The organism is Pseudoxanthomonas sp. 22568, assembly GCF_052044485.1.
Taxonomy (GTDB): domain Bacteria; phylum Pseudomonadota; class Gammaproteobacteria; order Xanthomonadales; family Xanthomonadaceae; genus Pseudoxanthomonas_A; species Pseudoxanthomonas_A beigongshangi.
In genome coordinates, this window is the sequence record NZ_JBQENC010000015.1 from 42,910 (window position 1) to 66,199 (window position 23,290).

Here is a 23,290-nt window from a genome sequence, read left to right on the forward strand (position 1 = left end):
ACGCGTGAAGAGCGACGCGCCGATTCTAGCGCCACCGGAGCCGGAACGATGGAATCAGGCCGCCTGCCGGTGGCGCTGGAACAGCACCCGCTCGGGCCGGTGCAGCGCCATGCCCTGGCCAAAATCCACGCCCAGTCCGGTCAGGGTGGCGATCATCCCGGCATTGCCCACCCATTCGGCGACCACGCTCAGCCCACGCTGATGGCCGATCTGGGCGATGGCGCTGACGATGGTCCGGCTCATCGCGTCGGTTTCCAGATCGCGGATGAAACTGCCGTCGATCTTGATCACGTCCACCGGCAGGTTCTTGAGGTAGCCGAAGGAGGACATGCCGGCACCGAAGTCGTCCAGCGCGATCCGGCAGCCCGCCTTGCGCAGCCGCTCGATCACCTGCACCACCTTCAGCAGGTTGCGCACCGCCACGGTCTCGGTGATCTCGAAGCACAGCCGCGACGGCGGCACCCGGTGCTCGGCGATCAGCGCCAGGATGAAGTCCGCCAGGTCCTCGTCCTCGATGCTGGCGCCGGACAGGTTGATCGCGCACTGCTGCAAGGGGCGACCATCGGCATGCAACTGGCCGAAGTGGGTCAGCGCGGCGCGGATCACCCAGCGATCCACCATCGGCATCAGGCCGTAGCGCTCGGCCGCCGGCAGGAACGCGCCCGGCAGGACGATGCGGCCGTCCTCGTCGCGCAGGCGCAGCAGCAGTTCCACCCGCGCGCCGTCCTCGCGGCGGCCATCCAGCGGCACGATTTCCTGGTAGTCCAGCAACAGGCGCTGTTCCTCCATCGCCCAGCGCAGGCGGTTGGCCCACTCCATCTCGCCGTAGCGGCGGGTGGCCTCGTCGTCGTCGCTGTAGACGTGGATGCGGTTGCGGCCGTTTTCCTTGGCCACGTAGCACGCGGTGTCGGCCCAGGACAGCAGATCCTTCAGGGTGGGATTGTCCTGGTCCACCACCACCACGCCGATGCTGGCACTGACCGTGTAGGTGCGTTCCTGCCAGACGAACATCTGCGATTCGATGCCGGTGCGCAGCCGCTCGGCCAGGGTGCGCGCGCTGGCCGTGTCGACGTCGAACGCGAGCAGGCCGAACTCGTCGCCACCCAGCCGCGCCAGCAGATCATCGCCGCGCAACTGCATCCGCATCGCCAGTGCCAGTTGCGCCAGCAGCTGATCGCCGGCGGTATGGCCGGACACGTCGTTGATCAGCTTGAATTGATCCAGGTCGATGTACAGCAGCGCACAGGAGCGGCCGCCGCGACGGCGATCGGCCAGGGCCTGTTCGATCCGCCGTTCGAACTCGCGCCGGTTGCACAGTTCGGTCAGCGCATCGTGGGTGGCCTGGTAGCTGAGCCGTTCGGTCAGTTCGCGCTGCTCGGAGATGTCGGTGGCGACCACCAGCAGGCGGGGTTCGTCCTCCATCTCGACCCGGGCGATGGACGCATTGGCCCAGAATTCCCCGCCCAGGCCGATCAGCAGCGCCTCCACGTTGCCCCAGTAGTCGCCGGTGCGGGCGGGCTGGCGCACGCGTTCGCGGAAGGCCGGATCGGCGAACAGCGCGGTGAGCGGCACGCCGGCCGAGACGACATCGCCCAGCCGCTGCCGCGCGGCCTGGTTGGCATACAGGATGCGACCGTCGCCGTCGGACAGCAGGACCAGCGCCGGCAGCAGTTCATTGAGCGCGCGGAACTGCGCCTCGCTCTGGCGATAGAGCGCGCTCATCTCGTGACCGAGCGTGATCGCGCGCTGGCGGGTGGTGGCCAGCGACCACAGCAACGCCGCCAGCAGCAGGCTGATCACCGGACCGGCGGTGAGGATGACCCGCAGGCGTTCGCTGTCCAGCGCGGCCGGGCGCGGCCACATGCGTAATTCCCAGCGACGCCCGCCGAATTCCAGTAGTTGCCGGTAAAGCCGTGCATCCTGCTCGGCGCGGGTGCCGGATTCGTAGAACGGCCCGATGTCGGTGGCGTCCAGATCGCGGACGCTGACCCGGAAGGTGTCCAGCACCGGGCCCTGCAACGCGTCATTGACCAGCGGATCCAGCCGCAGGCTGACCGCGAGCGCACCTATCTCGCGCGCGCGCCGCGCGGTCACGTCGAGCGGTTCCGGACCGTCGGAATAGACTGGCAGGCGCACGGTCACGCCGAGCCGCTGGTGGCTGCCGGGCACCGTCTGGCGCAGCACGAACGGGGCGGACAGCACCACGCTGTTGCTGTCGCGCGCGCGTTCCAGCGCCAGCAGGTTCTCGCGCTGGCTGGCGATGTTCAGGCCCAGCAGCACCTCGTTGCCGCGGAGTGGGGTGATGAACTGGTAGCGATAAGCCGATGGCCCGCCGGCGACGCCGTCGATCCGGGTCGCGAACGCGGTGGCCACCCGCGCCGGACCGATACGCTGGCGCTGCAGGTTTTCGGTGACCTGGGTGAAACGGATCTGGTCCATCCGGTCGTTGGCCAGGAACACGGTCTGCATCGCGCGCAGTTCCGAGGCCACGGTCTGCAGCGGCGCACGCAACTGTCGCGTGGCCACCTGAGCCAGGCCGCGACGTTGTGCATCGGTGCGCTCGTTCAGGTCGCGCCATTCGCTCAGCGCCAGCCAGAACGTGAAGGCCAGCCCGGCCAGCAGCACGGCCAGCGCCCAACGCCACGCGCCGGTGCCCGGCCGTGCATGCTCCGCGTGCGAATGCACCGCCGTCGCCGACGACGGATGGGGTGACGTATCGATCACGGAATCCACCTGTCCATCGGAAGGGCGCGCACTCCCGCGCACCGATCCGTGCGCGCACGCGCGGACGCAGTGTGGAACGGAGGAATGTGGCTGTCGACCCCGGACCGCCGGATTCCCCGATGGCAGGCCGATTGGCTGGGCCCCATGGGGTCTCCTCAACGGGCACGTCTGGTGTCCGGTATCGACCCGCGCGACCGCTTCTTGAGCGGATCGCGGGCTGGCGGATGGGGTTGCCGGGTCCATTGAAGCGAGAAGCGGGGAAAGCGGTCGCGGGTGCTGCTGCGGTGCGGCGAAACTGAATCCTGCGCCTGGCACTCGCGTCGTCAGCTACGGGGAAGATCGCAACCGCGCGGGCGCCACGGGCGAAGCCGGCCGCGACAATCGCCGCGTCGCTGCAAGCGGACCCGACGCCTCCTCGCGGCGTTGCGCCATGCGGCGCCGCAGGTGGGGCGCTATCCTCCGTGGCTGTCTGGGTGGCAAGGACCCCGTGATGGCCAGGGTGGTGCTGGCGCCGGCGCTGACGCGCTGGCTGCCGCAAGCCGAAGCACGTTCCGGCGGCGAGCTGTGCATGCAGCTGGCCGGCGCCAGCGTGGGTGAACTGCTGCAGGCCGTGTTCGACCTGCATCCCACGCTGCGTGGCTACGTGCTCGACGAGCACGGCGCGGTGCGCCACCACGTCGCGGTATTCGTCGATGGCCAGTGCCTGCGCGACAAGCGCGATCTCGGCCAGGCCGTCGGCGACGATGCCGAACTCTACGTGATGCAGGCGCTGTCGGGAGGCTGACATGTCGGATCGATTGCTGGTGTCTTCACGCAAGGGATTGTTCGTGCTCGCGCGCGACAACGGCGGCTGGCGAATCGCCGATACCGCCTTCCTCGGCGACAACGTGGCGCTGGCGCTGGCCGACCCGCGCGACGGCAGCTGGTACGCCGCGCTGGATCTCGGCCACTTCGGCGCCAAGCTGCATCGTTCCACCGATCAGGGCCGGCAATGGGAAGAGGTGGGCGTACCGGCCTATGGCGAAGGCGACCAGGTGGTGCCTGGCGACGGCAAGCCGGCGCAACCGGCGGCGCTGCGCCTGATCTGGTCATTGGAAGCGGGCGGGCCGGACGAACCGGGCCGGCTGTGGGCGGGCACCATTCCCGGCGGCCTGTTCCGCTCCGACGATCACGGACGCAACTGGCAACTCGTGCGTGGCTTGTGGGATCGCCCCGAACGCGGCCAGTGGTTCGGCGGCGGATACGATCATCCGGGCATCCATTCCATCTGCGTGGATCCGCGCGATCCGCGCCGCCTGCGGGTGGCGATCTCCAGCGGTGGCGTGTGGCGCAGCGACGACGGTGGCGACAACTGGAGCCAGACCGCGCAGGGCATGATCGCGCGCTACATGCCGGAAGGGCAGCAGGGCGATCCCAACATCCAGGACGTGCACCGGCTGGTGCAGGCGCGCGCCACGCCGGAGGTGTTCTGGGCCCAGCACCACAATGGCGTGTTCCGCAGCACCGCCGACGGCGGCGACTGGCAAGAGATCACCGACGTGCCGCCCTCGGTGTTCGGCTTCGCGGTGGCGGTGCATCCGCGCGATGCGGATACCGCGTGGTTCGTGCCGGCGGTGAAGGACGAGAAGCGCTATCCGGTGGATGCGCGACTGGTGGTCGCCCGCACCCGCGACGGCGGGCGCAGCTTCCAGACCCTGCGCACCGGACTGCCGGCGGAGCAGTCCTACGATCTGGTCTACCGGCACGGCCTGGCCGTCGACGCCAGTGGTGATCGGCTGGCGTTCGGTTCCACCACCGGCGGTTTCTGGACCAGCGATGATCAGGGCGAGCATTGGCGGGCACTGCCGGCCCGGCTGCCACCGGTCCACGCGGTGACCTTCGCCTGAGATCGCGGCCACCCACCGTCTGCCGGGAGCGAGCGGCATGTCGATCGAGATGCCGATGCGCTGCGCGTTCCCTGCCTGCGTCGCGTGACGTGGGCGGTTGGCCTTTGGGGTCTGCCGCAGATGTCGCGGGACTCGCGAGCTGAACCGGTCGAGGCCGCATTCACCACCGATTCGGCCCCCGGCGCACTCCGGGCCCTAGACTAGCGGCTCTTTCCCACGTCCCGCCGCCTTCCGTGCCCATGCGTCCCGTGTCCCTGTTGTCCTGGTGTGTGCTGTGCGCCGTCCTGCTGGCCGGATGCCGGGCCGAGCCCCCCGCGCCGCCGGCACCGGAGAAGCCGCGTACCGAGACCACCGCCAGCAGCGAGGACAACGGCGCCATCAGCGCCGGCCCGGTCAAGCCGGCGCCGCGCAAGATCGATCTGGCACGCACCACCGACTGGCCAGAGGCGCCGCTGACCGCCGGGGTCACCTGGGTCAGCTGCGAACTCGACTACGCGGAGCACGGTGACGGCGTGGCGCTGGACAAGCTCGACTTCCAGAGCCTGCTCGATGCGGTCAAGCCATGCCAGGCTGCCGGGGTGATGCGGGTGCGCTACACGGGAAAGATCAACGCCGAATTCACCTCGCTGATGGAACGCATGTCCAACGTCGCCAACCGGCTGGCGATCGAGAAGCGCGTGCTGGACATCGATTCCAGCGGTGGCCGGGTCGAGGACGGCATCCGCGCCGGCGACATCATCGGCGCCTCGCACTGGACGCTGTGGGTGCGCGATGGCGCGATCTGCCACAGCTCCTGCCTGCTTATCCTCGCCGCCGGCGACAACCGGGTGATTGCCGGCAAGGTCGGCATCCATCGGATGATGCGAATCAATTCCGGTGCCAACTCGCGCGCCGAGCTGGCCGAGGAACTGCGCCAGGTCTACGGCCAGTTGAAGGATTACCTGGAGCGCAACGGCGCGGCGGTGACGGTGGCGGATCTGATGATGACCGTGCCCAACCGCAAGCTGCGCCTGCTGACCGCCACCGAGCTGGAAGAATACGGCTTGCAGGGCACCAACGCGGCGCAGGACGATCTGGATCGCATCCAGCTGACCCGCAAGTGCGGCGAGGAGTTCGTGCGCCGCAAGGACGATTTCATGCTGGCCTTCGATCGCCAGTGCGGGCAGACCGAGACCGCGCTGGAAGACATCAATACCTGCGGTCTGGAGCTGCGCAAGAGCTTCGGTTTCCCCGACGGCACCTGCCCGATGGAAAGCCCGATGGCCGAATTCGACCGCGACGCTTCCGGCGTGCTGTAGGGGCGCGGTGTTCAGGACAGGGAAACGGCGTGAGGATTGAGCTTCGGCGGAAAATCATCGAAGTGTGCGATCGGAAGATCGCGCAGAAGGGGCCGGAGGTGGGTCTGTCGTTCTACGCTTTCTTCGCCAATCGCAACGATGATCCCGAGCGGCTCATGGAAGCCGCGGAGTGGTGGATACGCACGCATCGGCTGGATCACTTCGAGAAAGCGGTGAAGATCCGGGCGATGGTCGCGGCGATGGATTCGCCAAGGGACTGAGCAGCAGGCCGGGGCGGTCGTTTGGCTCGCCGTGTCATCCGGTCAGCTCGCGCGGACGTGGATCTCGATGTCGTCGAGCGCAACGACCTGCCCATCCCGGATCTTGCAGGTCTTGCGCAGTTCGATCGCGCCGTCCACCCGCACCGCGCCGGAAGCGACCAGCGCCTTGCCGGCGCCGCCGCTGTCGACCAAGCCGATCAGCTTGAGCAACTGGTTGAGTTCGACGTATTCGCCGTCGAGTTCGAAATCGAGCATCTGCATCGCGGCAGTTTAATCGCAATCCCGGCCGGCCCGCGCCTCACTCGCGTTCGAAGCGGGCCAGTTCGTCCAGCACGCGCTGGCTGCGCTGGATGCTGCTGCCGCCCAGGGCGTCCTCGAAGCAGGCATCCGAACCGGCGCGCCGGCGGCGCCAGCGATGGATCCAGGCGGAGGCGATCAGGCCGGGGATGCCGATCGCCAGGCACACTACCAGTATGCCGGGCGCGGCCGGGGTCAGGTTGCCGCCGACCACGGCGCCCAGGGCGATGACGAAGGGCAGCCACAGCAGCCACCAGGACAGGCCGGCGATCATGCCGTTGCAGATGTAGAAGCGCCGCAGCCGGGCCAGGTGGCGCTGGATGGTCAGCACCGGCGCGGAATAGTCGATCAGGCCGATCAGGCCGAGCGTCAGTCCGGCCATCGCGGTGGTCGCCACCCCGTAGGCGTGCACGAGGATGCCGGATACCAGCAGCACCGGCAGGTCGCGGTGCGGGGTCCAGCAGGCCACCCCCAGCACGATCATCGCCACGCCGAACACGATCTGGATGAGCTGTCCCCAGAACAGCGGACGCAGGCTGCTGCGCGCCTTTTCCAGCCGCCCTTCGCGGAACAGGTGCAGGCTGAGTTGATCCTGCCGGGTCATGCGGCGCTCCAGCGCCTGCCAGGCGGCCTTCAGTTCATCGGTTTCCATGAGCGTGTCCATGTGGGGTCAGAGTTCGTTGCGGATGCGTTGCTTGAGCCGGCTGATCTTGGTGGCGACATTGGTTTCGCTGATGCCCAGGATCTCGCTGATGTCGCGATAGCCGCGGTCCTCCAGGTACAGCAGCAGGAGCGCGCGATCGAGTGGTGCCTGCGCGTGGATGAAGCGATGCAGGGCGCGCACCTGCTGCTCGGCCTGCGGATCTGCCGCGTGCGGATCGGCGATGTCGTGCAACTGATCGTCCAGCGGCACCGCGTGGCGGTGGCGTCGGCTGTTGTCGCGCACGAACGAGATCGCGACATTCAACGCGATCCGGTACATCCAGGTGGAGAACGGACGCGCCGGATCGAAACGTGGATAGGCCTGCCAGAGCTGGCTGGCGATTTCCTGCGCCAGCTCGGCGCGGTCGTCGGGGTTGCGGCAATAGGTGCCGGCCACCTTGAAGACGATGCCCCGGTGCCGTTCCAGCTGTTCCGCGAACCCCTGCCGCGCGTGTTCCGCCATGTCTGCCACGTGTTCCATTTCCCGCCCGTGCCGATTGTGCGTGTCGGAAGGGTGATTCGCGGCGGTGGGGAAAAAATCACGGAGTGCCGCCTGAGGGGGCTAAATCGGCCGGAATCCCCGCCAAATCAAGGATTTGCCTGAACGGCGAGGCGGGGCGACCCGCAGGCCGACAGGACAGGAGGGGGCTTGAAAGCGCACAATACGCTGCTTGCGTGCGCACTCCGCGACGCCCCGGAGTCCTCCATGTCCCCCGAATCTTCCCCTTCTTCGCTCGTTTTCGCCGATCTCGGCCTGTCCGCGCCGGTCATGGCCGCGGTCACCGAAGTGGGCTACGAAACCCCATCCCCCATCCAGGCCGCCACCATCCCGGCGGTGCTGGCCGGCCGCGACGTGCTGGGCCAGGCCCAGACCGGCACCGGCAAGACCGCGGCGTTCGCGCTGCCGCTGCTGTCCTCCATCAACCTGGCAGCCGACAAGCCGCAGGCGCTGGTGCTGGCGCCGACCCGCGAACTGGCGATCCAGGTCGCCGAGGCGTTCCAGCGCTACGCGGCGAAGATGCCCGGTTTCCACGTGCTGCCGATCTACGGCGGCCAGAGCTACTACCCGCAGTTGCAGGCGCTCAAGCGCGGCGTGCACGTGGTGGTGGGTACGCCGGGCCGGGTGATCGATCACCTGGAGCGCGGCTCGCTGGATCTGTCCGGCCTGACCACGCTGGTGCTGGACGAAGCCGACGAAATGCTGCGGATGGGCTTCATCGACGACGTCGAGACGGTCCTGAAGAAGACCCCTGAATCGCGCCAGGTCGCGCTGTTTTCGGCGACCATGCCGCCGGCGATCCGGCGCATCGCCCAGACTTACCTCAAGGACCCGGTCGAGGTCACCATCGCGGCCAAGACCACCACCTCGGCCAACATCCGCCAGCGCTACTGGTTCGTCAGCGGCCTGCACAAGCTCGATGCGCTGACCCGCATCCTGGAAGCCGAGCCGTTCGACGGCATGATCATCTTCGCCCGCACCAAGGCGGCGACCGAGGAACTGGCCGGCAAGTTGCAGGCGCGCGGCCTGGCCGCCGCCGCCATCAACGGCGACATGCAGCAGGCCCAGCGCGAGAAGACCATCCAGCAGTTGAAGGACGGCAAGCTGGACGTGCTGGTGGCCACCGACGTGGCCGCGCGCGGCCTGGACGTGGAGCGCATCAGCCACGTGCTGAACTACGACATCCCGTACGACACCGAAAGCTACGTGCATCGCATCGGCCGCACCGGCCGCGCCGGCCGCAGTGGCGACGCGATCCTGTTCGTCACGCCGCGCGAGAAGGGCATGTTGCGCGCCATCGAGCGCGCCACCCGCCAGCCGATCCAGGAAATGCAGTTGCCCAGCGTCGAGGCGGTCAACGATCGCCGGGTACAGAAATTCCTCGGTCGCATCACCGATACCCTGGCCGCCGGCGACGCGGGCGAGTTCCGTGGCCTGATCGAGGCCTACGAGCAGGAGCACAACGTACCGGCGGTGGACATCGCCGCCGCGCTGGCGCGCCTGCTGCAGGGCGACACGCCGCTGTTGCTGCCGCCGGAACAGCGGCGCGACGCGCGCGCGCGCGGTGATCGGCCGGTGCGCGAGGAACGGCCGGTGCGCGAGCCGCGCCCGGAACGGGGCGAACGCAGCGAGCGTCCGGCCCGCCGCGAGCACCACGAAGGCGGGTACGAGCGCGCGCATGACGAGGCGGCCCCGCCGCGCATCGAGCGCCCGCGCTTCGACAAGCCGCCGCGCGCCGAACCCGAGGTCGGCATGGAGACCTTCCGCATCGAGGTGGGGCACATGCACGGCGTCAAGCCGGCGAACATCGTCGGCGCGATCGCCAACGAGGCCGGCCTGGAAGCGCGCTACATCGGCCGCATCGACATCCACGACGATCACTCGGTGCTGGATCTGCCCGAAGGCATGCCGTCGGAGATCCTCTCGCACCTGAAGAAGGTCTGGGTGTCCGGCCAGCAACTGCGCATCCATCGGATGGGCGAGGACAGCGGCCACGCGCCGCCGCGTCGCCAGCGTCCGGAAGGACGCCCACCGGGCAAGCTGGGCGGCGGTTTCGCGAAGAAGGCGCGCGACGGCGCGCCGCCGAAACCGCACCGCAAGGGAAAGCCGGCGCCGCGCCGCGACTGATCGCCGCGGCATCGGCGCGGGTCTAATCAACGATAAGGCGGGTCAACCGTAGGGCTGGCGCAGTGGAAGCGGATGCCCGCCCGCCGCACGGGCCTGTCCGACATCGCCGAGCGGGGCCCCCATGCGCTGCCAGACTTCGCGCAGCAGGTTTTCCATGTGGTGCCAGTCGAGCCGCTCGAAATGATCGAAGCGTTCCTCGTAGCGCTGTTCCAGCGTATGCAGCAAGCCCGCCAGCGGGACCTGGTGGTATTGCAGATAGCAGTCGTACGCGAACATGAGGCTGGGTTCGTAGCGGCTGAACGAGGTCCCCGGCTGATAGAACCCGGATGAAGGAATCCCTTCGCGCCATTCTTCCAGTTCGGCCTTCACGTCCACCACCTCGCACTTGCCGGGGACGGCCTGCCGCGGGGGATACCGATGGATGCTGCCCATGCATGTCCTCCTTTCTGACGAGAGCGCCCATCATGGCCGCCGCGCTCGTCACGAATGTAAACGCCGCATGGAGAAAACATTAAGTCTCGACGGACGTCGCGTTTTTGCACTGCCCCAGCGCGGGCTTGCGTTCACTTGCCCATCATCGCGCAGGCACTAACAAGGAATGGATACCCGCCGCGAGGACGCGCCATGGCACGCCCCATCTGGACAGGCACGCTTTCCTTCGGCCTGTTGAACGTTCCGGTCTCGCTGATGTCCGGCGAGCGCAAGGTCGATCTGCACTTCCGCATGCTGGATTCGCGCGATCGCAAGCCGATCCGGTTCGAGCGGGTCAATGCCGAGACCGGCGAGGAAGTGCCATGGAAGGACATCGTCAAGGCCTACGAGTACGACAAGGGCAACTACGTGGTGGTGGAGGAAGAGGACATCCGCGCCGCCGCGCCGGAGAGCCACGAGACGGTGGAGGTGGAGGCCTTCATCGAGCGCGACGCGATCGATCCGCGCTACTTCGAGAAACCCTATGTGCTGGTGCCCGGCAAGAAGGCCGAGAAGGGCTACGTGCTGCTGCGCCGCACGTTGGAGTCGACCGGCCGGATCGGCGTGGCCCGGGTCGTCATCCGCACCCGCGAATACCTGTCCGCGGTGATGCCGCTGGGCGACGCGCTGGTGCTGATGCTGTTGCGCTATCCGCAGGAACTGGTGGAACCGGACGAATACAAGCTGCCCACCGGCAGCGCCTCGTCCTATCGCATTTCGGCCAAGGAGGAGGAGATGGCCAGGCAACTGGTGGAATCGATGGCCGGCGACTGGTCACCCGACGACTACCACGACGAGTTCCGCGCGCGCCTGCAGGCGATCATCCGCAAGCGGATCAAGTCCAAGGGCGCGACCGCGCGCGTGGAGGCACCGGAACGCGAGGAAGAGGCCGCCACCAACGTGGTCGACTTCATGGCCCTGCTGCAGAAAAGCCTCGCGGACAAGAAACGCACGCCGGCGAAGAAATCGGCGGCGAAGAAGGCCCCCGCGCGCAAGCGCGCACGCAAGACGGCGACCAAGGCCGCCAGCAAGCGCGCGACGAAGAAGACGGCCACGCGCAAGCGTTGATCGCTCCGGATGCGCGACACGCCCGGGGCGCCGCGCGGCGATCAGCCGCGTTCGTCTTCCACCGATGCCTGCAACGCGGCGGCAAGGCCGGCATCGCCGGACACCAGTTCGGTCCAGCGCAGTTCGACCCCGCGCCTGCGGCCCTTCTCGGTCAGCTTCAGTCCGACCGGATCGATCACCAGGGTGTAGGTGACATCGTTGAGGAGCAACTCACGGCGCAGGGGTTTGTCCAGTGGAGTCATCTTCATACATCCCGTTGACGGAATCCCGACCATAGTGGACTCCGTGTGATGATCAGGTTCACCGATGAGTCTGGTGGAGTACCAGCGCAAGCGGCACTTCGGGCGCACCCGCGAACCGGCCCCGGGGCGTACCGGGCGCGCGGCGCGGCCGATTTTCGTGGTCCAGTTGCACCATGCCAGCCATCGCCACTACGACTTCCGCCTGCAGGTCGGCGACTCGCTCAAGAGCTGGGCGGTGCCGAAGGGTCCGAGCCTGGATCCGCAGGTCAAGCGGCTGGCGGCGGAGGTGGAGGATCATCCGATTGCCTATGCGGACTTCCAGGGCGAGATTCCGGAAGGCGAATACGGTGCCGGCCACGTCGCCTTGTTCGATCGCGGGCTGTGGGCCACCCGCGGCGATCCCGAGGCGCAGCTGGCGAAGGGGCATCTGCGCTTCGAACTGTTCGGCGACAAGCTCAAGGGCGGTTGGCACCTGGTGCGCACCGGACGCGCCTCGGCCAGGCCGCAGTGGCTGCTGTTCAAGGACGAGGACGACTACGCAACGCGTGGCGAGGCCGATGACATGCTGGACGACGTGGCGGCACCGACTGCGGGCACGCGCCGGGGGCGGGTAGTGAAGCAGGGCGCGAAGGCGCGCCAGGCGCCGCCGCGCAAGGGCGCCGCGAAGAAAACGCGCGCGCGCGTTTCCCCGCGCATGGTCGAACAGCGGCGTGAACGCGCGCTGGCGCTTGCCGGCGCGCGCCGCGCGCGCCTGGCGGACGGGCCGTTCAAACCCCAACTGGCGACACTGGGCAGCGCGCCGCCGATGGGCGACGACTGGCTGCACGAGGCCAAGTGGGATGGCTATCGCCTGTTGACGGTCATTCGCGCGGGACAAGTGCGGATCTGGTCGCGCAATGCGCTGGAGTGGACCGGGAGGGTGCCCGAGATCGTCGATGCGTTGGCGCAGTTGGGATTGCAGGAAGCCGCGCTGGACGGCGAATTGATCGCCGGTAGCGGCACCCAGGCCGACTTCAGCGTGTTGCAGGCCACGCTCTCCGGCGAGAAGAACGCGCCGTTGTCGTACGTGCTGTTCGATCTGCTACATCTGGAAGGCGTGGACATCGGCCGCGTCGCGCAGGTCGATCGCAAGCGCCTGCTCGAAACCGTGCTGAAAAAGGCCCGGCCGCCCATCGCCTACAGCCCGCATGTGCGGGGACACGGCGATCTCGCCTTCGCCGCGGCGGCCGAACGCCACCTGGAAGGCATCATCTCCAAACGTGCGGACGCTCCGTATCGGGCCGGGCGCGGCGACGACTGGCGCAAGAGCAAGCGCCAGGAGAGCGACGAATTCGCGGTGGCGGGCATGACCCCGCCGAAGGGCAGTCGCGCCGGCTTCGGCTCGCTGCTGCTGGCGCGTCCCGACGGCCACGACGGCTGGCGTTTCGCCGGGCGGGTGGGCACCGGTTTCAGCCAGGCGACCCTGGCCGAACTCGGGGAAAGGCTGGGGCGCCGCGCGCGCGCCACGCCCACCGTGGACATCCCCGAAGGGCTGGACACCGATCTGCGAGGTGCGCGCTGGTTCCCGCCGGAAGTGGTGGTGGAAGTGTTCTATCGTGGCGTCGGCAACCAGGGACTGTTGCGGCAGCCATCGCTGAAGGGGCTGCGGCCGGACAAGACCGCGGCGGATCTGCGCTCATCGGACCGGAAGGCGGACATGGCGGACAAGGCGAACGGCAAGACGGCAGGCAAGCGAAGTGCCCGGCGCGCATCGGAGGCAGACGATGGCATCGAACTTACCCATCCGGGCCGGGTGGTCTATCCGGACACCGGCAAGACCAAGCAGGACGTGGCCGACTACTACGACACCGTGATGGCGTGGCTGCTGCCGGAAATCAGCGGGCGTCCGCTATCGATCATCCGCTGTCCGCAGGGTTCGACGCGGCCGTGCTTTTTCCAGAAGCACCTGGCCGCCGGCATGCAGTACGTGGACAGCGTGCCGGTGGCGGAGGAAAGCGGCCAGACCGAGGATTACCTGGTGGTGCGCGACGCGCGGGCGGTACGCGAACTGGTCCAGTTCAACGCGCTGGAGTTCCATCCGTGGGGCGCGCACGCGGACGATCCGGATCGCGCGGATCGGGTGGTATTCGATCTCGATCCCGGTGCCGACGTGCCGTGGGCTGAAATCGTGGCCGCCGCGCGACAGATGCGCGGCCTGCTGGAGGAAGCGGGCCTGCAGTCGTTCGTACGCACGTCCGGCGGCAAGGGGCTGCATGTGGTGGTGCCGCTGAGACCGGCCTGCGGCTGGGATCAGGTCAAGCCGTTCGCGCACGCCTTCGCCGAATCGATGGCGCGGATGGAGCCGCTGAAGTACGTCGCCACTTCCAGCAAGCGGTTGCGCAAGGGGCGCATCTTCATCGACTACCTGCGCAACGGGCGCGGTGCCACCAGCGTGGCGTCGTTTTCGTTGCGCGCGCGCCCGGGCNCCGGTGGCGATGCCGTTGCGCTGGGAAGAACTGGGACGGGTGAAGGGCGGCAACGCCTTCGATATCGATTCGGCGCCGGCGCGGTTGCGCCGGCTCAAGCAGCACCCCTGGGCCGGCATCGAACGGATTCGCCAGAATCTGGCGGGACTGACGCGCGGCGATTGAACGCGGCGACCGTGCCGCGATTTTTCACTCGCCCCTGGGCGACGCGCGCAGCGTGGCCAGGCTGGCCTTGTCCAGCATCGCCGCCACGCCCGCGTTGCGGCCGGCCAGGGTGATGATCCGGTATTCGACCGCCGCGCCCAGCAACTGGCTCGCCTCGGACAGGCCGAGCCGGTAATCCTGCTGCAACCACTGGATCAGGCCCTGGGTGGCGGCGCGCACCGCTTCGTCCAGCGAACCCGCCTGGCCGATCGCCATCAGCCGGGTGGGCGATTCGACCCGTGGCGTGGCCAGCGCCCGCTTCTTGATGACGGCCACGCTGAATTCCACGTCCATCGAGGTTTCCAGGCCGTACTGCGATGTCTCGCCGTCGCCCTGCGCGGCGTGCGCATCGCCCAGGTAGAGCAGCGCGCCGGGTTGCGCGACCGGCAGGTAGACGGTCGTGCCCTCGACGATCTGGTTGAAGTCCATGTTGCCGCCGAAGCGGCCGCTGTCGCCGGCCGACATGGGTGGAAAACCGAAACCGGGCGCCACCGCGATACCGCCGAGCATCGGCCGCAATGGAATCGACAGCCCTTCCAGGCCACCGTCCGCCGGCGGGTGGGCGAAACCGCGCTCGCGATCCAGCCGCCAGCGTACCGGCTTGCCTAGCCCGTTCGCCTGCGCCGCCAGCGCCAGTCCCTGCGCGCGTCCCACCAATGCGTCGAGGCTGTCGGCGTGATCGCGGTTGGGACGCAGGCGATGCAGGGTGACGGCGAGGACGTCGCCGGGTTCGGCGCCATCGACATAGAAGGGACCCACCTGCGGATTGCCGAACAGCGCGCGGGTGACGCCGTGTTCGTCCACGCCGCCGGAATCGAGCGTGCGCGTGCGCACCGTGTCGCCGGGCCAGAGCAGCAACACCGGCGCACGATGCGCGCTGAATTCGTTGGCATAGTCCGTGGGTACGAAATCGAGGATGCGCGCGGTCGCGGGCCGCGCTGGCAGGCGGGTCGCGGTGAAGGCATGTTCGGCGCGGCGCCCGGGCTGGTTGGGATCCGGGAAGTCCGCCGTTCCCGCCAGCCTGTCGCCGGTCTGCATGCCGCTCAGGTGGTAGCGCCGGTCGCCGGCGATGGCGGTCAGCCGCAACCGGTTGTCCTGGAGACTGCCGGTCAGCGGGTCGCCGTCCAGCGAGCCGTCCAGCCGGGCGCCCACGCGGGTCAGTTCCAGCGTTTGATAGACCGGATTGCCCCACAGATCGATCACCACCCGCCAGCGTTCGGGTTCGGTGGCGCTGGCGGGAAACCAGCACAGGCAGCAGCACAGCAGGACGAGGCGGGCGAACATGCGCGGGCTCCGAGGGAATCTTCCGGAGGAGATGCGGCGAGGAGGCGGGATCGTTGCGGGTCGGTTTGGATTCCTGTTGCAGGGGGACGCCTGCCGTGCGTGGCACCTGGAGAAAATCCCCCTCAGTCCCCCTTTTTCAAAGGGGGAGGCACAGCCGGAATGCGAGTGCTTCCGCCAACGTGGAGTCCGGAGGAGTGAGCCCCCTTTAAAAAGGGGGCGGGCACCTGCGAAGCAGGTGACGGGGGATTGGCTCCTGGCGCGAAGCAAGGCGATCGGCCGCGACTCAACGCGACGGCACACGCCGGTAGTAGGCCCGCCCTTCGCCCAGCGACAAGGTCAGTCCGCGGACCTCGCCTCCGGCGTCACGATGGAAGGTATAACCGGTGGAGAACACGGTGGGCGCGATGAAGCGATTGGAGGCGAGTGGCTGCAGCGTGCCTGTTTCGTCCGGCAGGACCACCGACAGCACCTGCCCGTCAAAGCGGATGTCCAGCGTGGCGGCGCCGTTGTCGAACGCGTCGGCCAGCGGTCCGCGCAGATCCTCCGGCACCCGGGTGTCGCGAACGTAGTGCCCGGCGTAGTCGGCGACGCGCGCGCTGGCCGCATCCAGGTCAATCGTGCGCAACAGTGGATTGACGCCGTGGCCGAATGCATCGGACAGCGCGTTGCGGATTTCGCCGCGCAGCGCCCAGCCGTTCTCGCCGTTGGTGAGGATGACCAGGCCATCGCCGGTTTCCAGGTAGCCCTCGATCCAGGCGTGATAGCTGTCGTTGGAACCGCCGTGGTGGAACACGCGCTGTTCGCCGACGCCTTCCAGACGTGGCCCCAGACCGAAGTTGCCCGGTGCCACCTCGGTCATCATCTGGATCGCCAGCGGATGGGGCAGGTAGTCGTCGCGGCCCTGGTAGCTGCGGATCAGCGCGCCGACGAAAGCACCCAGATCGTGGGCACTGGTCCACAGGCCCGCTGGCGCCTCCTGCGGGAAGGTCTGCCATCCGCGCGGCAGCGCGACCGGGTGGCCTTCCGCATCGTGGGCGGAGGCGACATTGCCACGTGCGGCGTCCGCCGGATCCCGGAAGGTGCTGCGTGCCATGCCGAGTGGCGTGAACACTTCTGCACGCCCGCTGGTTTCCAGCGGCGCGCCGCTGACGTCCTCGATCATCCGCTGTTGGATGAGCGTGCCGCCGCCGGAATAATCGACCAGCCGGCCGGGCCGGTGCTGCAGGCGGATCGCCGGCGTGCGCGCGGGCGGCAATCCTTCCAGTGTCTGCAGCAGGGTGGGCGTGGCCTCGCCGGGCAGGTAGTCGGGGAAGCCGTGCACATTGAGTCCGGCGGTGTGCGACATCAGCATGCGCAGATTGACCGGAGCCGGTGGTACCTCCCGCCAGGCGGGCAGTCGCCAGCCGCGCAGTACCTGGTTGATGTCGGCGTCCAGATCCATCCTGCCCTTCGCGACCAGGCGCAGCGACACTGCGGCGGTCACCACCTTGCTGATGGAGCCGACATTGAACAGCGTGTCGGCATCCACCGGCGTGTTCCCGTCGGCGCGCAGCACACCGTAGCCCGCGGCGGCCACCAGCCGTCCGTCGCGGATCACCGCGACCGCCACGCCGGGCACGCGGTGGTGCGCCATGCGTTCGCGCAACGACCAGCGCGGTTCGGGCGTGCCGGCCGGGAGCAGGTTGGGCCGCAGTCCGTGCTCCAGCGCGGCGAGGGAAGATGCATTCCCCGCTTGCTGCGCGAGCACGGGCAGGGCGGCTGCCGCCAGCCACAGGCCGGCGAGCACGGCATGGAAACTAGAGGCGATGGCGGGGCGTGGAAAAAACGCGGAAGTCCGGTGCATGCGCGGGGCTGCGAGTGGTGGAAGTCCGGACTCTAGGGCGCGTGGCCGCTGCCGGGTGCACCGCTGCGGCCGACCGTGCGGCCGATGCGCCCGTCCGTGCGGGAGCTGCCGGGGAAGCTCAGGCTGGAGGCTGGAGATGCGCCAGCAGGGCGTCGATGTAGGTGCGGCTGGCACGCAGCGGGGTACCGTCGCGCAGGCGCAGCAGGGCGTCGCGATTGGGCAGCGCCTGCAGTTCGCTCACGCAGTCGACGCGCACGATGGCCGAACGGTGCACGCGCAGGAACCGCAGCGGATCCAGCCGCGTGGCCAGCCGTTGCAGGGACTCGCGCAGCAGGTGGCGCTGGCCGCGCGCATGCAGCACGGCGTAATCGCCGTCGGCCTGGATCCATTCCACTTCGTCGACCTCGACGAAGGTCAGGCGCCGGCCGACCCGCACCGAAAAGCGGCGTGCCGGCGGCAGTGTGTGGTCGGCATCCGGCGCGGCTTCTTCCGCGCCGGTCGTGTCGGCGCCCGACATGCGCCAGTGATGCAGCTGGCGCGCGCGCGCGAGTGCTTCGGCAAAACGTTCGTCGTCGATCGGTTTGAGCAGGTAGTCGATGGCCCTGAGTTCGAATGCGCGCAGGGCGAAGCGATCATGCGCGGTCAGCAGGATGCTCAGCGGCTGGCGGCCGGCGGGCAGCGCCGCCAGCATCGACAGGCCGTCCAGGGTGGGCATCTGCACGTCGACGAACACCACGTCCACCGGCTCCCGGCCCAGTCCTTCCAGCGCCTGCCGGCCATCGGCGTACTCGCCGGCCAGCACGATGTCCGGATGCGCGGCGAGCCGCGCGATCACCCCGCGCCGCGCCAGCGGTTCGTCGTCGACCACGGCCACCCGCATCATGCGGCGGCCTGCGCCTGCGGCGCGGTGATGGCCACGCGGAATGGCAAATCGAGGCTGACCCGGTAGCCGTGGCCGTCGGGCCGCGGGCCGGCGTGGAAATGGTGATCGTCGGGATACAGCCGCGCCAGCCGCTCGGCGACGTTGCGCAGTCCGACCGCGGCATCGCGCGGCACGGTTGGCGCGATGGCGGCGTCCATGTCGTTGTCCAGTTGCAGCAGCAGGCGCTCGGCGTGGCGGCTGATCCGGATGTCGAGCCGTCCCGGCGTCGCGCGTGGCGCGATGCCGTGCCGGATCGCGTTCTCCACCAGCGGTTGCAGCAGCAGGTACGGCATGGCCGCGTGCAGTAGTTCGGCGTCGATGCGCCAGGCGAGCTGGAGGCGTTCGCCGAGGCGCGCCTTCTCGATGTCCAGATAGGCATCGGTCAAGGCGATTTCCTCGGCCACGCTGACTTCGTGCTGGCCGCCGCCGTCCAGGCTGGCACGCAGGAACCCGGCCAGCTGGCTGATCATGCGGCGCGCGTCATGGCCGCGTTCCTCGGCGACCAGGGTGGAGATGGCGTTGAGGGTGTTGAACAGGAAGTGCGGATGCAACTGGTAGCGCAACGCGCGCAGTTCCGCGTCGCGCGCCAGCAGATGCGCCTGCTCGCGCTGCTGCTTCTCGTGCTTGAGCTCCACGTAGTAGGCGATGACGGCGTGCATCGCGCAGAACGCGATCAGCGCCAGCCAGCAGCTCTCCAGCCCGTTGAACAGGCCCGCGAAACGGAATTCGTCCGCGCGCGACCAGCCGGCGGACAAGGCCATCAGATCGCCGAGCAGGTTGTTGAACACCGACATCGCGTAGGTCGCCAGCAACAGGATGCCGGCGGTCAGGGCGATCGGCAGGCGCCGTCGCCACAGTCCGCGTTGCAGCGCCGCCAGCGGCGGCAGCCAGGCCAGGAACGCCAGCAGGTACAGCGTCCGATAGGCGGTAGCGTGGCCGTGGCCCAGCGCCGGCAGCGCCATCACCACCAGGCACAGGCCGATTGGCAGGCCGGCCAGCAATGGCAGCCAGAAAGGCGGTTCGGCGGAAGGGCGGATGGTCATGGGCTCGGCGACTGCCATGGCGAAAGGGGGGCGGAGGCGGGCGGCGCCATGATGCCATCGCCGCGCCCCGCGCCGGCATCAGCCGGCGGTCGCCGGCTTCGGCGGCAGGTTCATCGACCAGATCACCGACACGATCCGCCAGCCTTGTTCGGTGCGCACCAGATGCCACGCCTCCACGCCGCTGTTGGTTTCGCGGCCACCCTCGTGGAAGGAGTAGTCGAACACCACCGAGGCGACATCGGCATCGCCGTCGATGCGCAGATTGCGGAACTTCTCTTCGGTCGACCGGGGTTCGGTGACGATGCCGTCGATGAAGGACACCGGATTGTGCTGCGGGTCTGGCTTGACCTTCTGCGTCTCCGGCCGCTTGCCGCGCAGGCGTTGCAGGCTTTCGTCGCCGATCGCGCTTTCCCATGCCACGGATCCGGGCAGGAACAGGGCAAGGAAGCCCGGTTTGTCCTTGGCGATGATGGCGGTGCGGAAGCGTTCGACCACCTGTTCGATCGCGGCCCTGTCGGCGGCGGACATCGGGGTGGATCCAGCGGTGGATGCCGCCGCCGGGGCTGCCTGTGCATGTGCAGCAGAGGGAATGGCGAAGGCGGCCAGCGACAGCAGGCAGGCGAGGTAGATGCGTTGCGGACTCATGGGTGGCTCCGGCGCCAGGGAGGAAGCGCCATTACACGGGCAGGCGCACGGGAACGTCAGGGCCTGGCGGGTGGTATGCGGCCAACGGGTAGGCCGTTGCGCCGAACGGTGAGGCGGACACGTCCGCGTGCAGGCCGGCGCGTGGTCCGGCCGTTGCATGCACCCGCTCGCCCGCCTTCACTCCGCGCGAACGCGGCGCGCATACGCTCCTGTGTCGGGCATCCTCCAGGAGGTCGCGATGCATACGGGCATCATGCCGCCGGCCCTGCTCGCCATCGCCATGGCGCTTGCCGGTTGCGGGCAGGACCGGGAGGCGCGGCAGGCGGTGCATGCGGAAGCGCCGGCAACACCCGTGCCGCCGGTGACGACGCGGGCGCAGCCGCCGGCCGACGCCGACGCCACCACCACCTACCTGTACCAATGCGGGGACTGGCAGGTCACCGCCAACTTCGACGGCGAGGACAGGGTCGATATCTCGTTCAATGGACGCGTGCTGGAACTGCCGCGCCGGCCGTCGGGCGCGGGCGCGCGCTACGCCGACGGGGCCGGCAACCTGTTCTGGGTCGTCAGCGAAGGCGAGGCGCTGCTGAGCCTGCAGGGACAGGCGGACCGTCGCTGCACCCGGCCCCCGCCGGCGTTCCGATGAGCGGCACCCACGATGGGCGGCGCGATCCTCCCCGGCGGTGGCGGCACGGTTAAAGTCCTGGCTCCGGACGCCGATGTCATGGCGACCGTACCGCCGTCGCCAGGGGACGGCGCCGGCGGATCCCGGGTCCGTGGCGCAGGCGAGGTGGCATGGCCGGGGGCGAGCTTGCGTGTCGTGATCGTGGCACGTAAGGTCGGGACGGGCATCGTAGGGGAAGCGATGTGGTGAAGGGGCGTTCGCGCGCGAATCACGAGATGGTCAGGGACGACGGTGGCAAGGGCCTGCCCGCACGGGTGGCGGCGATCATCCTGTTCGCCGCGCTGGGTGCGCTGCTGACCGCGACGGTGCTGGAGATCCAGGCCGGGGCCACCGCCTATATCGTCGGCGAAAGCCACTGGTCCAAGGCCCAGCAGACCGCGGTGTCCGCGTTGTACCGTTACGCGGCACACGGCGATCCGGCGGATCTGGCCCGGGTCCGCCAGGCGCTGCGGGTGCCGCTGGGCGATCGCGCCGGCCGCGAGGCGCTGGATCGACGTCCCATCGATATTCCCGCCGCGCGGCGTGGATTCCTCGAGGGCGGCAACGCGCCGGCCGACATCGACCGCCTGATCCGGATGTACCGGCTGTTCGCGCGCGCGCCGTATTTCCGTGAATCCGTGCGCCTGTGGAAGCAGGCGGAAGTGGACATCCTGCACCTGCAGGCGCTGGCCGACGACATCGAGCGCCGCCGCCGCGCCGGCCGCATCGGCGCCGCCGAAATCCGCCACCATCAGCGCACCCTGCTGGCGATGGATGCGCGCCTGCGCGTGGCCGAGCTCGCGTTCTCGCAGTCGCTGGTGGACGGCGCGCGCTTCCTGCGCGGCGCGCTGACCGCGCTGGCGGTGCTCGCCTTCTTCGCGCTGGCGGCGTATGCGCTGGCGGTCATGCGCCACACCCTGCGCCGGATCCGCCGCACCGAGACCGAGTTCCGCGCGGCTTTCCACCAGGCCGCGGTCGGCATGCTCAAGCTGGATCGCGAGGGCCGCATCACTCAGGCCAACGAGGTGCTGGCGCAGATCCTGGCGCGACCGCTGGAGGAATTGCGGCGCGGCCATTTGCAGGATCTGCTGCATGCCGAGGATCTGCATGTCGATGCCGACGGCCGTCCCGACTGGGCGCGGATGCTCGAACCGGGCGAACGCCGCTTGCGCCGCAGCGACGGCAGCAGCCGCTGGGTGCGCTGGAGTGCCTCGGTCATCACCGGCGGCGACCGCGAGGGCGAGCGCATCTTCGCGGTGGTGGAGGACGTGTCCGAAGCGCGCGAGCTGGCCAGCGAGATTGCCCACCAGGCCAGCCACGACGATCTCACCGGCCTGATCAACCGGCGCGAGATCGAGCGCCGGCTGGGCCAGATCACCCTGGCGGTGCAGCGCCAGCCGGCCCGGCATGCGCTGTGCTTCGTCGATCTGGATCAGCTCAAGCTGGTCAACGACACCTGCGGCCACGCCGCCGGCGATCGCTTCCTGCGCCAGTTCGCGCACGCGCTGGCCTCGCAGCTGCGCGGCGAGGACTGGGTGGGACGGCTGGGCGGCGACGAGTTCGCGATTTTCCTGGCGCACGCGACCCTGGAGGATGCCGAACGGGTGGCGCAGCGCATCCACGCCCGCCTGGCCCAGTCGGCCTTCCACTGGAACGACCGCAAGTTCGGCCTGGGCTGCAGCATCGGGGTGGTCGAGATCAATCCGGATACCAGCGACGCCGACTGGTTGCTGCGTGCGGCCGACACCGCCTGCTACCTGGCCAAGGAGGAAGGCCGCAACCGCATCCGCTGCTATCGCGAGACCGACGAGGCGTTCGCGCGCAGGCAGACCGAACTGGACTGGGTGGCGCACATCCAGTTGGCCATCGCCGAGGACCGCCTGCTGCTGTACGCCCAGCGGATCAAGCCGCTGCGCGGCGAGGAGCGGCTGCAATACGAAGTGCTGGTGCGGATGATCGATCACGAGGGCCGCATCCACGGGCCGGGCTATTTCCTGCCGCCGCTGGAGCGCTACGGCCAGGCGATGATGCTGGATCGCCACGTGCTGGCGTCCACCCTGGAACTGATCAGCCGCGACACCCGCCACCTGCTCAGCCTGGATCTGTGCCACGTCAACGTGTCGGCGCAGTCCATCGCCGATCCGCTGTTCCGCCAGTTCGCCGCCGAGCAGCTGGATCGCCATCCCGGCGTGGCCAACAAGCTGTGCTTCGAGATCACCGAGACCGCGGTGATCGGCAACCTCACCGATGCCTGCCTGTTCATCGAGGCCATGCGCACGCGCGGCTGCCGCATCGCCCTGGACGACTTCGGCAGCGGCCTGTCCTCGTTCGCCTATCTCAAGAGCCTGGACGTGGACATCCTGAAGATCGACGGCGCCTTCATCCGCGACCTGGGCCGGGACAACGTCGATCTCGCCCTGGTCCGCTCGATGGCGCAGGTCGGCCGGGCGCTGGGCAAGCGCACCATCGCCGAATGGGTGGAGAACGAGGCGGCGATGGTGCGGTTGGCGGAAGTGGGCATCGACTACGCCCAGGGCTACGCCATCCACGCGCCGATGCCGCTGGCGGGGCTGATCCGCGAGTGGAAGGCGACCCGGCCGGATCCGATCGGGGCGATGTCCGGCTGAACCGCTGTGGCCGGGCCGG

19 protein-coding genes and 1 pseudogene are annotated in these 23,290 nt (G+C 68.9%); 9 read left to right on the plus strand and 11 right to left on the minus strand.

Going from position 1 to position 23,290, the window contains the following annotated elements; translation table 11 throughout:
* Window positions 1-54: 54 nt before the first annotated feature.
* The gene (locus ACTJI2_RS16850; RefSeq protein ID WP_318287577.1) at window positions 55-2,724 is read right to left on the minus strand and encodes a bifunctional diguanylate cyclase/phosphodiesterase; all 2,670 of its coding nucleotides are present in this window, start codon (window positions 2,722-2,724) and stop codon (window positions 55-57) included.
* 490 nt (window positions 2,725-3,214) lie between these two features.
* Between ACTJI2_RS16850 and ACTJI2_RS16855 the strand changes: the two genes are divergently transcribed.
* The 4 genes from ACTJI2_RS16855 to ACTJI2_RS16870 all read left to right on the plus strand — a co-directional run bounded on the left by ACTJI2_RS16855 (window position 3,215) and on the right by ACTJI2_RS16870 (window position 6,168).
* The gene (locus ACTJI2_RS16855) at window positions 3,215-3,508 is read left to right on the plus strand and encodes a MoaD/ThiS family protein (protein ID WP_183638484.1); all 294 of its coding nucleotides are present in this window, start codon (window positions 3,215-3,217) and stop codon (window positions 3,506-3,508) included.
* 1 nt (window position 3,509) lies between these two features.
* Entirely contained in the window at window positions 3,510-4,610 is a 1,101-nt protein-coding gene (locus ACTJI2_RS16860; protein ID WP_183638482.1) for a WD40/YVTN/BNR-like repeat-containing protein, read from the plus strand.
* Window positions 4,611-4,849: 239 nt separating this feature from the next.
* On the plus strand, window positions 4,850-5,908 hold the full coding sequence (locus ACTJI2_RS16865) for a hypothetical protein (RefSeq protein WP_183638479.1): 1,059 nt from the start codon (window positions 4,850-4,852) through the stop codon (window positions 5,906-5,908).
* Window positions 5,909-5,970: 62 nt separating this feature from the next.
* Window positions 5,971-6,168: a DUF6500 family protein gene (locus ACTJI2_RS16870; RefSeq protein ID WP_203322152.1), complete on the plus strand. Its 198-nt coding sequence runs from the start codon at window positions 5,971-5,973 to the stop codon at window positions 6,166-6,168.
* Window positions 6,169-6,210: 42 nt separating this feature from the next.
* Here ACTJI2_RS16870 and ACTJI2_RS16875 read toward each other — a convergent pair whose 3' ends face one another.
* The 3 genes from ACTJI2_RS16875 to ACTJI2_RS16885 are packed head-to-tail and all read right to left on the minus strand — an operon-like array spanning window position 6,211 to window position 7,630.
* Window positions 6,211-6,429 (minus strand): RNA-binding S4 domain-containing protein, encoded by a 219-nt coding sequence (locus ACTJI2_RS16875; protein ID WP_440842803.1) that lies wholly within the window; start codon window positions 6,427-6,429, stop codon window positions 6,211-6,213.
* A 37-nt stretch (window positions 6,430-6,466) separates the two neighbouring features.
* Window positions 6,467-7,129: a serine/threonine protein kinase gene (locus ACTJI2_RS16880; protein WP_440842804.1), complete on the minus strand. Its 663-nt coding sequence runs from the start codon at window positions 7,127-7,129 to the stop codon at window positions 6,467-6,469.
* Between the two features lie 6 nt (window positions 7,130-7,135).
* Window positions 7,136-7,630 (minus strand): RNA polymerase sigma factor, encoded by a 495-nt coding sequence (locus ACTJI2_RS16885; RefSeq protein ID WP_225562528.1) that lies wholly within the window; start codon window positions 7,628-7,630, stop codon window positions 7,136-7,138.
* A gap of 243 nt (window positions 7,631-7,873) precedes the next feature.
* Here ACTJI2_RS16885 and ACTJI2_RS16890 point away from each other — a divergent pair, with 243 nt between their 5' ends.
* Window positions 7,874-9,793, plus strand: a complete 1,920-nt coding sequence (locus tag ACTJI2_RS16890) for a DEAD/DEAH box helicase (RefSeq protein ID WP_249888490.1) — start codon at window positions 7,874-7,876, stop codon at window positions 9,791-9,793.
* A 42-nt stretch (window positions 9,794-9,835) separates the two neighbouring features.
* On the opposite strand, the gene ACTJI2_RS16895 is transcribed toward ACTJI2_RS16890, so the two are convergent.
* Window positions 9,836-10,225, minus strand: a complete 390-nt coding sequence (locus ACTJI2_RS16895) for a hypothetical protein (RefSeq protein WP_440842805.1) — start codon at window positions 10,223-10,225, stop codon at window positions 9,836-9,838.
* 192 nt (window positions 10,226-10,417) lie between these two features.
* Here ACTJI2_RS16895 and ku point away from each other — a divergent pair, with 192 nt between their 5' ends.
* A complete protein-coding gene (gene ku, locus ACTJI2_RS16900) occupies window positions 10,418-11,332 on the plus strand; it encodes a non-homologous end joining protein Ku (protein ID WP_440842806.1) in 915 nt (304 codons plus the stop codon).
* 41 nt (window positions 11,333-11,373) lie between these two features.
* On the opposite strand, the gene ACTJI2_RS16905 is transcribed toward ku, so the two are convergent.
* Window positions 11,374-11,574 (minus strand): hypothetical protein, encoded by a 201-nt coding sequence (locus ACTJI2_RS16905; protein ID WP_141455979.1) that lies wholly within the window; start codon window positions 11,572-11,574, stop codon window positions 11,374-11,376.
* Between the two features lie 64 nt (window positions 11,575-11,638).
* Between ACTJI2_RS16905 and ligD the strand changes: the two are divergent.
* Window positions 11,639-14,204: pseudogene (gene ligD, locus ACTJI2_RS16910) on the plus strand (DNA ligase D).
* A 24-nt stretch (window positions 14,205-14,228) separates the two neighbouring features.
* Here ligD and ACTJI2_RS16915 read toward each other — a convergent pair.
* The 5 genes from ACTJI2_RS16915 to ACTJI2_RS16935 form a co-directional block, all read right to left on the minus strand.
* Window positions 14,229-15,527, minus strand: coding sequence for an acetamidase/formamidase family protein (locus tag ACTJI2_RS16915; protein WP_440842807.1), 1,299 nt, complete (start codon window positions 15,525-15,527; stop codon window positions 14,229-14,231).
* Window positions 15,528-15,810: 283 nt separating this feature from the next.
* Window positions 15,811-17,370 carry a serine hydrolase domain-containing protein gene (locus ACTJI2_RS16920; RefSeq protein ID WP_440842808.1) on the minus strand — a complete coding sequence of 520 codons (1,560 nt, stop codon included), beginning with the start codon at window positions 17,368-17,370 and terminating at the stop codon, window positions 15,811-15,813.
* 118 nt (window positions 17,371-17,488) lie between these two features.
* A complete protein-coding gene (locus ACTJI2_RS16925; protein ID WP_440842809.1) occupies window positions 17,489-18,253 on the minus strand; it encodes a LytR/AlgR family response regulator transcription factor in 765 nt (254 codons plus the stop codon).
* A complete protein-coding gene (locus ACTJI2_RS16930) occupies window positions 18,250-19,335 on the minus strand; it encodes a sensor histidine kinase (RefSeq protein WP_440842810.1) in 1,086 nt (361 codons plus the stop codon). Before ACTJI2_RS16930 ends, ACTJI2_RS16925 begins: the two co-directional genes overlap by 4 nt.
* Window positions 19,336-19,413: 78 nt before the next feature.
* Window positions 19,414-19,980 carry a YybH family protein gene (locus ACTJI2_RS16935; protein WP_440842811.1) on the minus strand — a complete coding sequence of 189 codons (567 nt, stop codon included), beginning with the start codon at window positions 19,978-19,980 and terminating at the stop codon, window positions 19,414-19,416.
* Window positions 19,981-20,218: 238 nt separating this feature from the next.
* On the opposite strand from ACTJI2_RS16935, the gene ACTJI2_RS16940 reads away from it, so the two are divergent.
* Together ACTJI2_RS16940 and ACTJI2_RS16945 are read left to right on the plus strand one after the other, a co-directional pair.
* The gene (locus ACTJI2_RS16940; protein ID WP_440842812.1) at window positions 20,219-20,626 is read left to right on the plus strand and encodes an MliC family protein; all 408 of its coding nucleotides are present in this window, start codon (window positions 20,219-20,221) and stop codon (window positions 20,624-20,626) included.
* A 254-nt stretch (window positions 20,627-20,880) separates the two neighbouring features.
* Window positions 20,881-23,271, plus strand: a complete 2,391-nt coding sequence (locus ACTJI2_RS16945) for a putative bifunctional diguanylate cyclase/phosphodiesterase (protein WP_440842813.1) — start codon at window positions 20,881-20,883, stop codon at window positions 23,269-23,271.
* The last annotated feature ends 19 nt before the right edge of the window (window positions 23,272-23,290 follow it).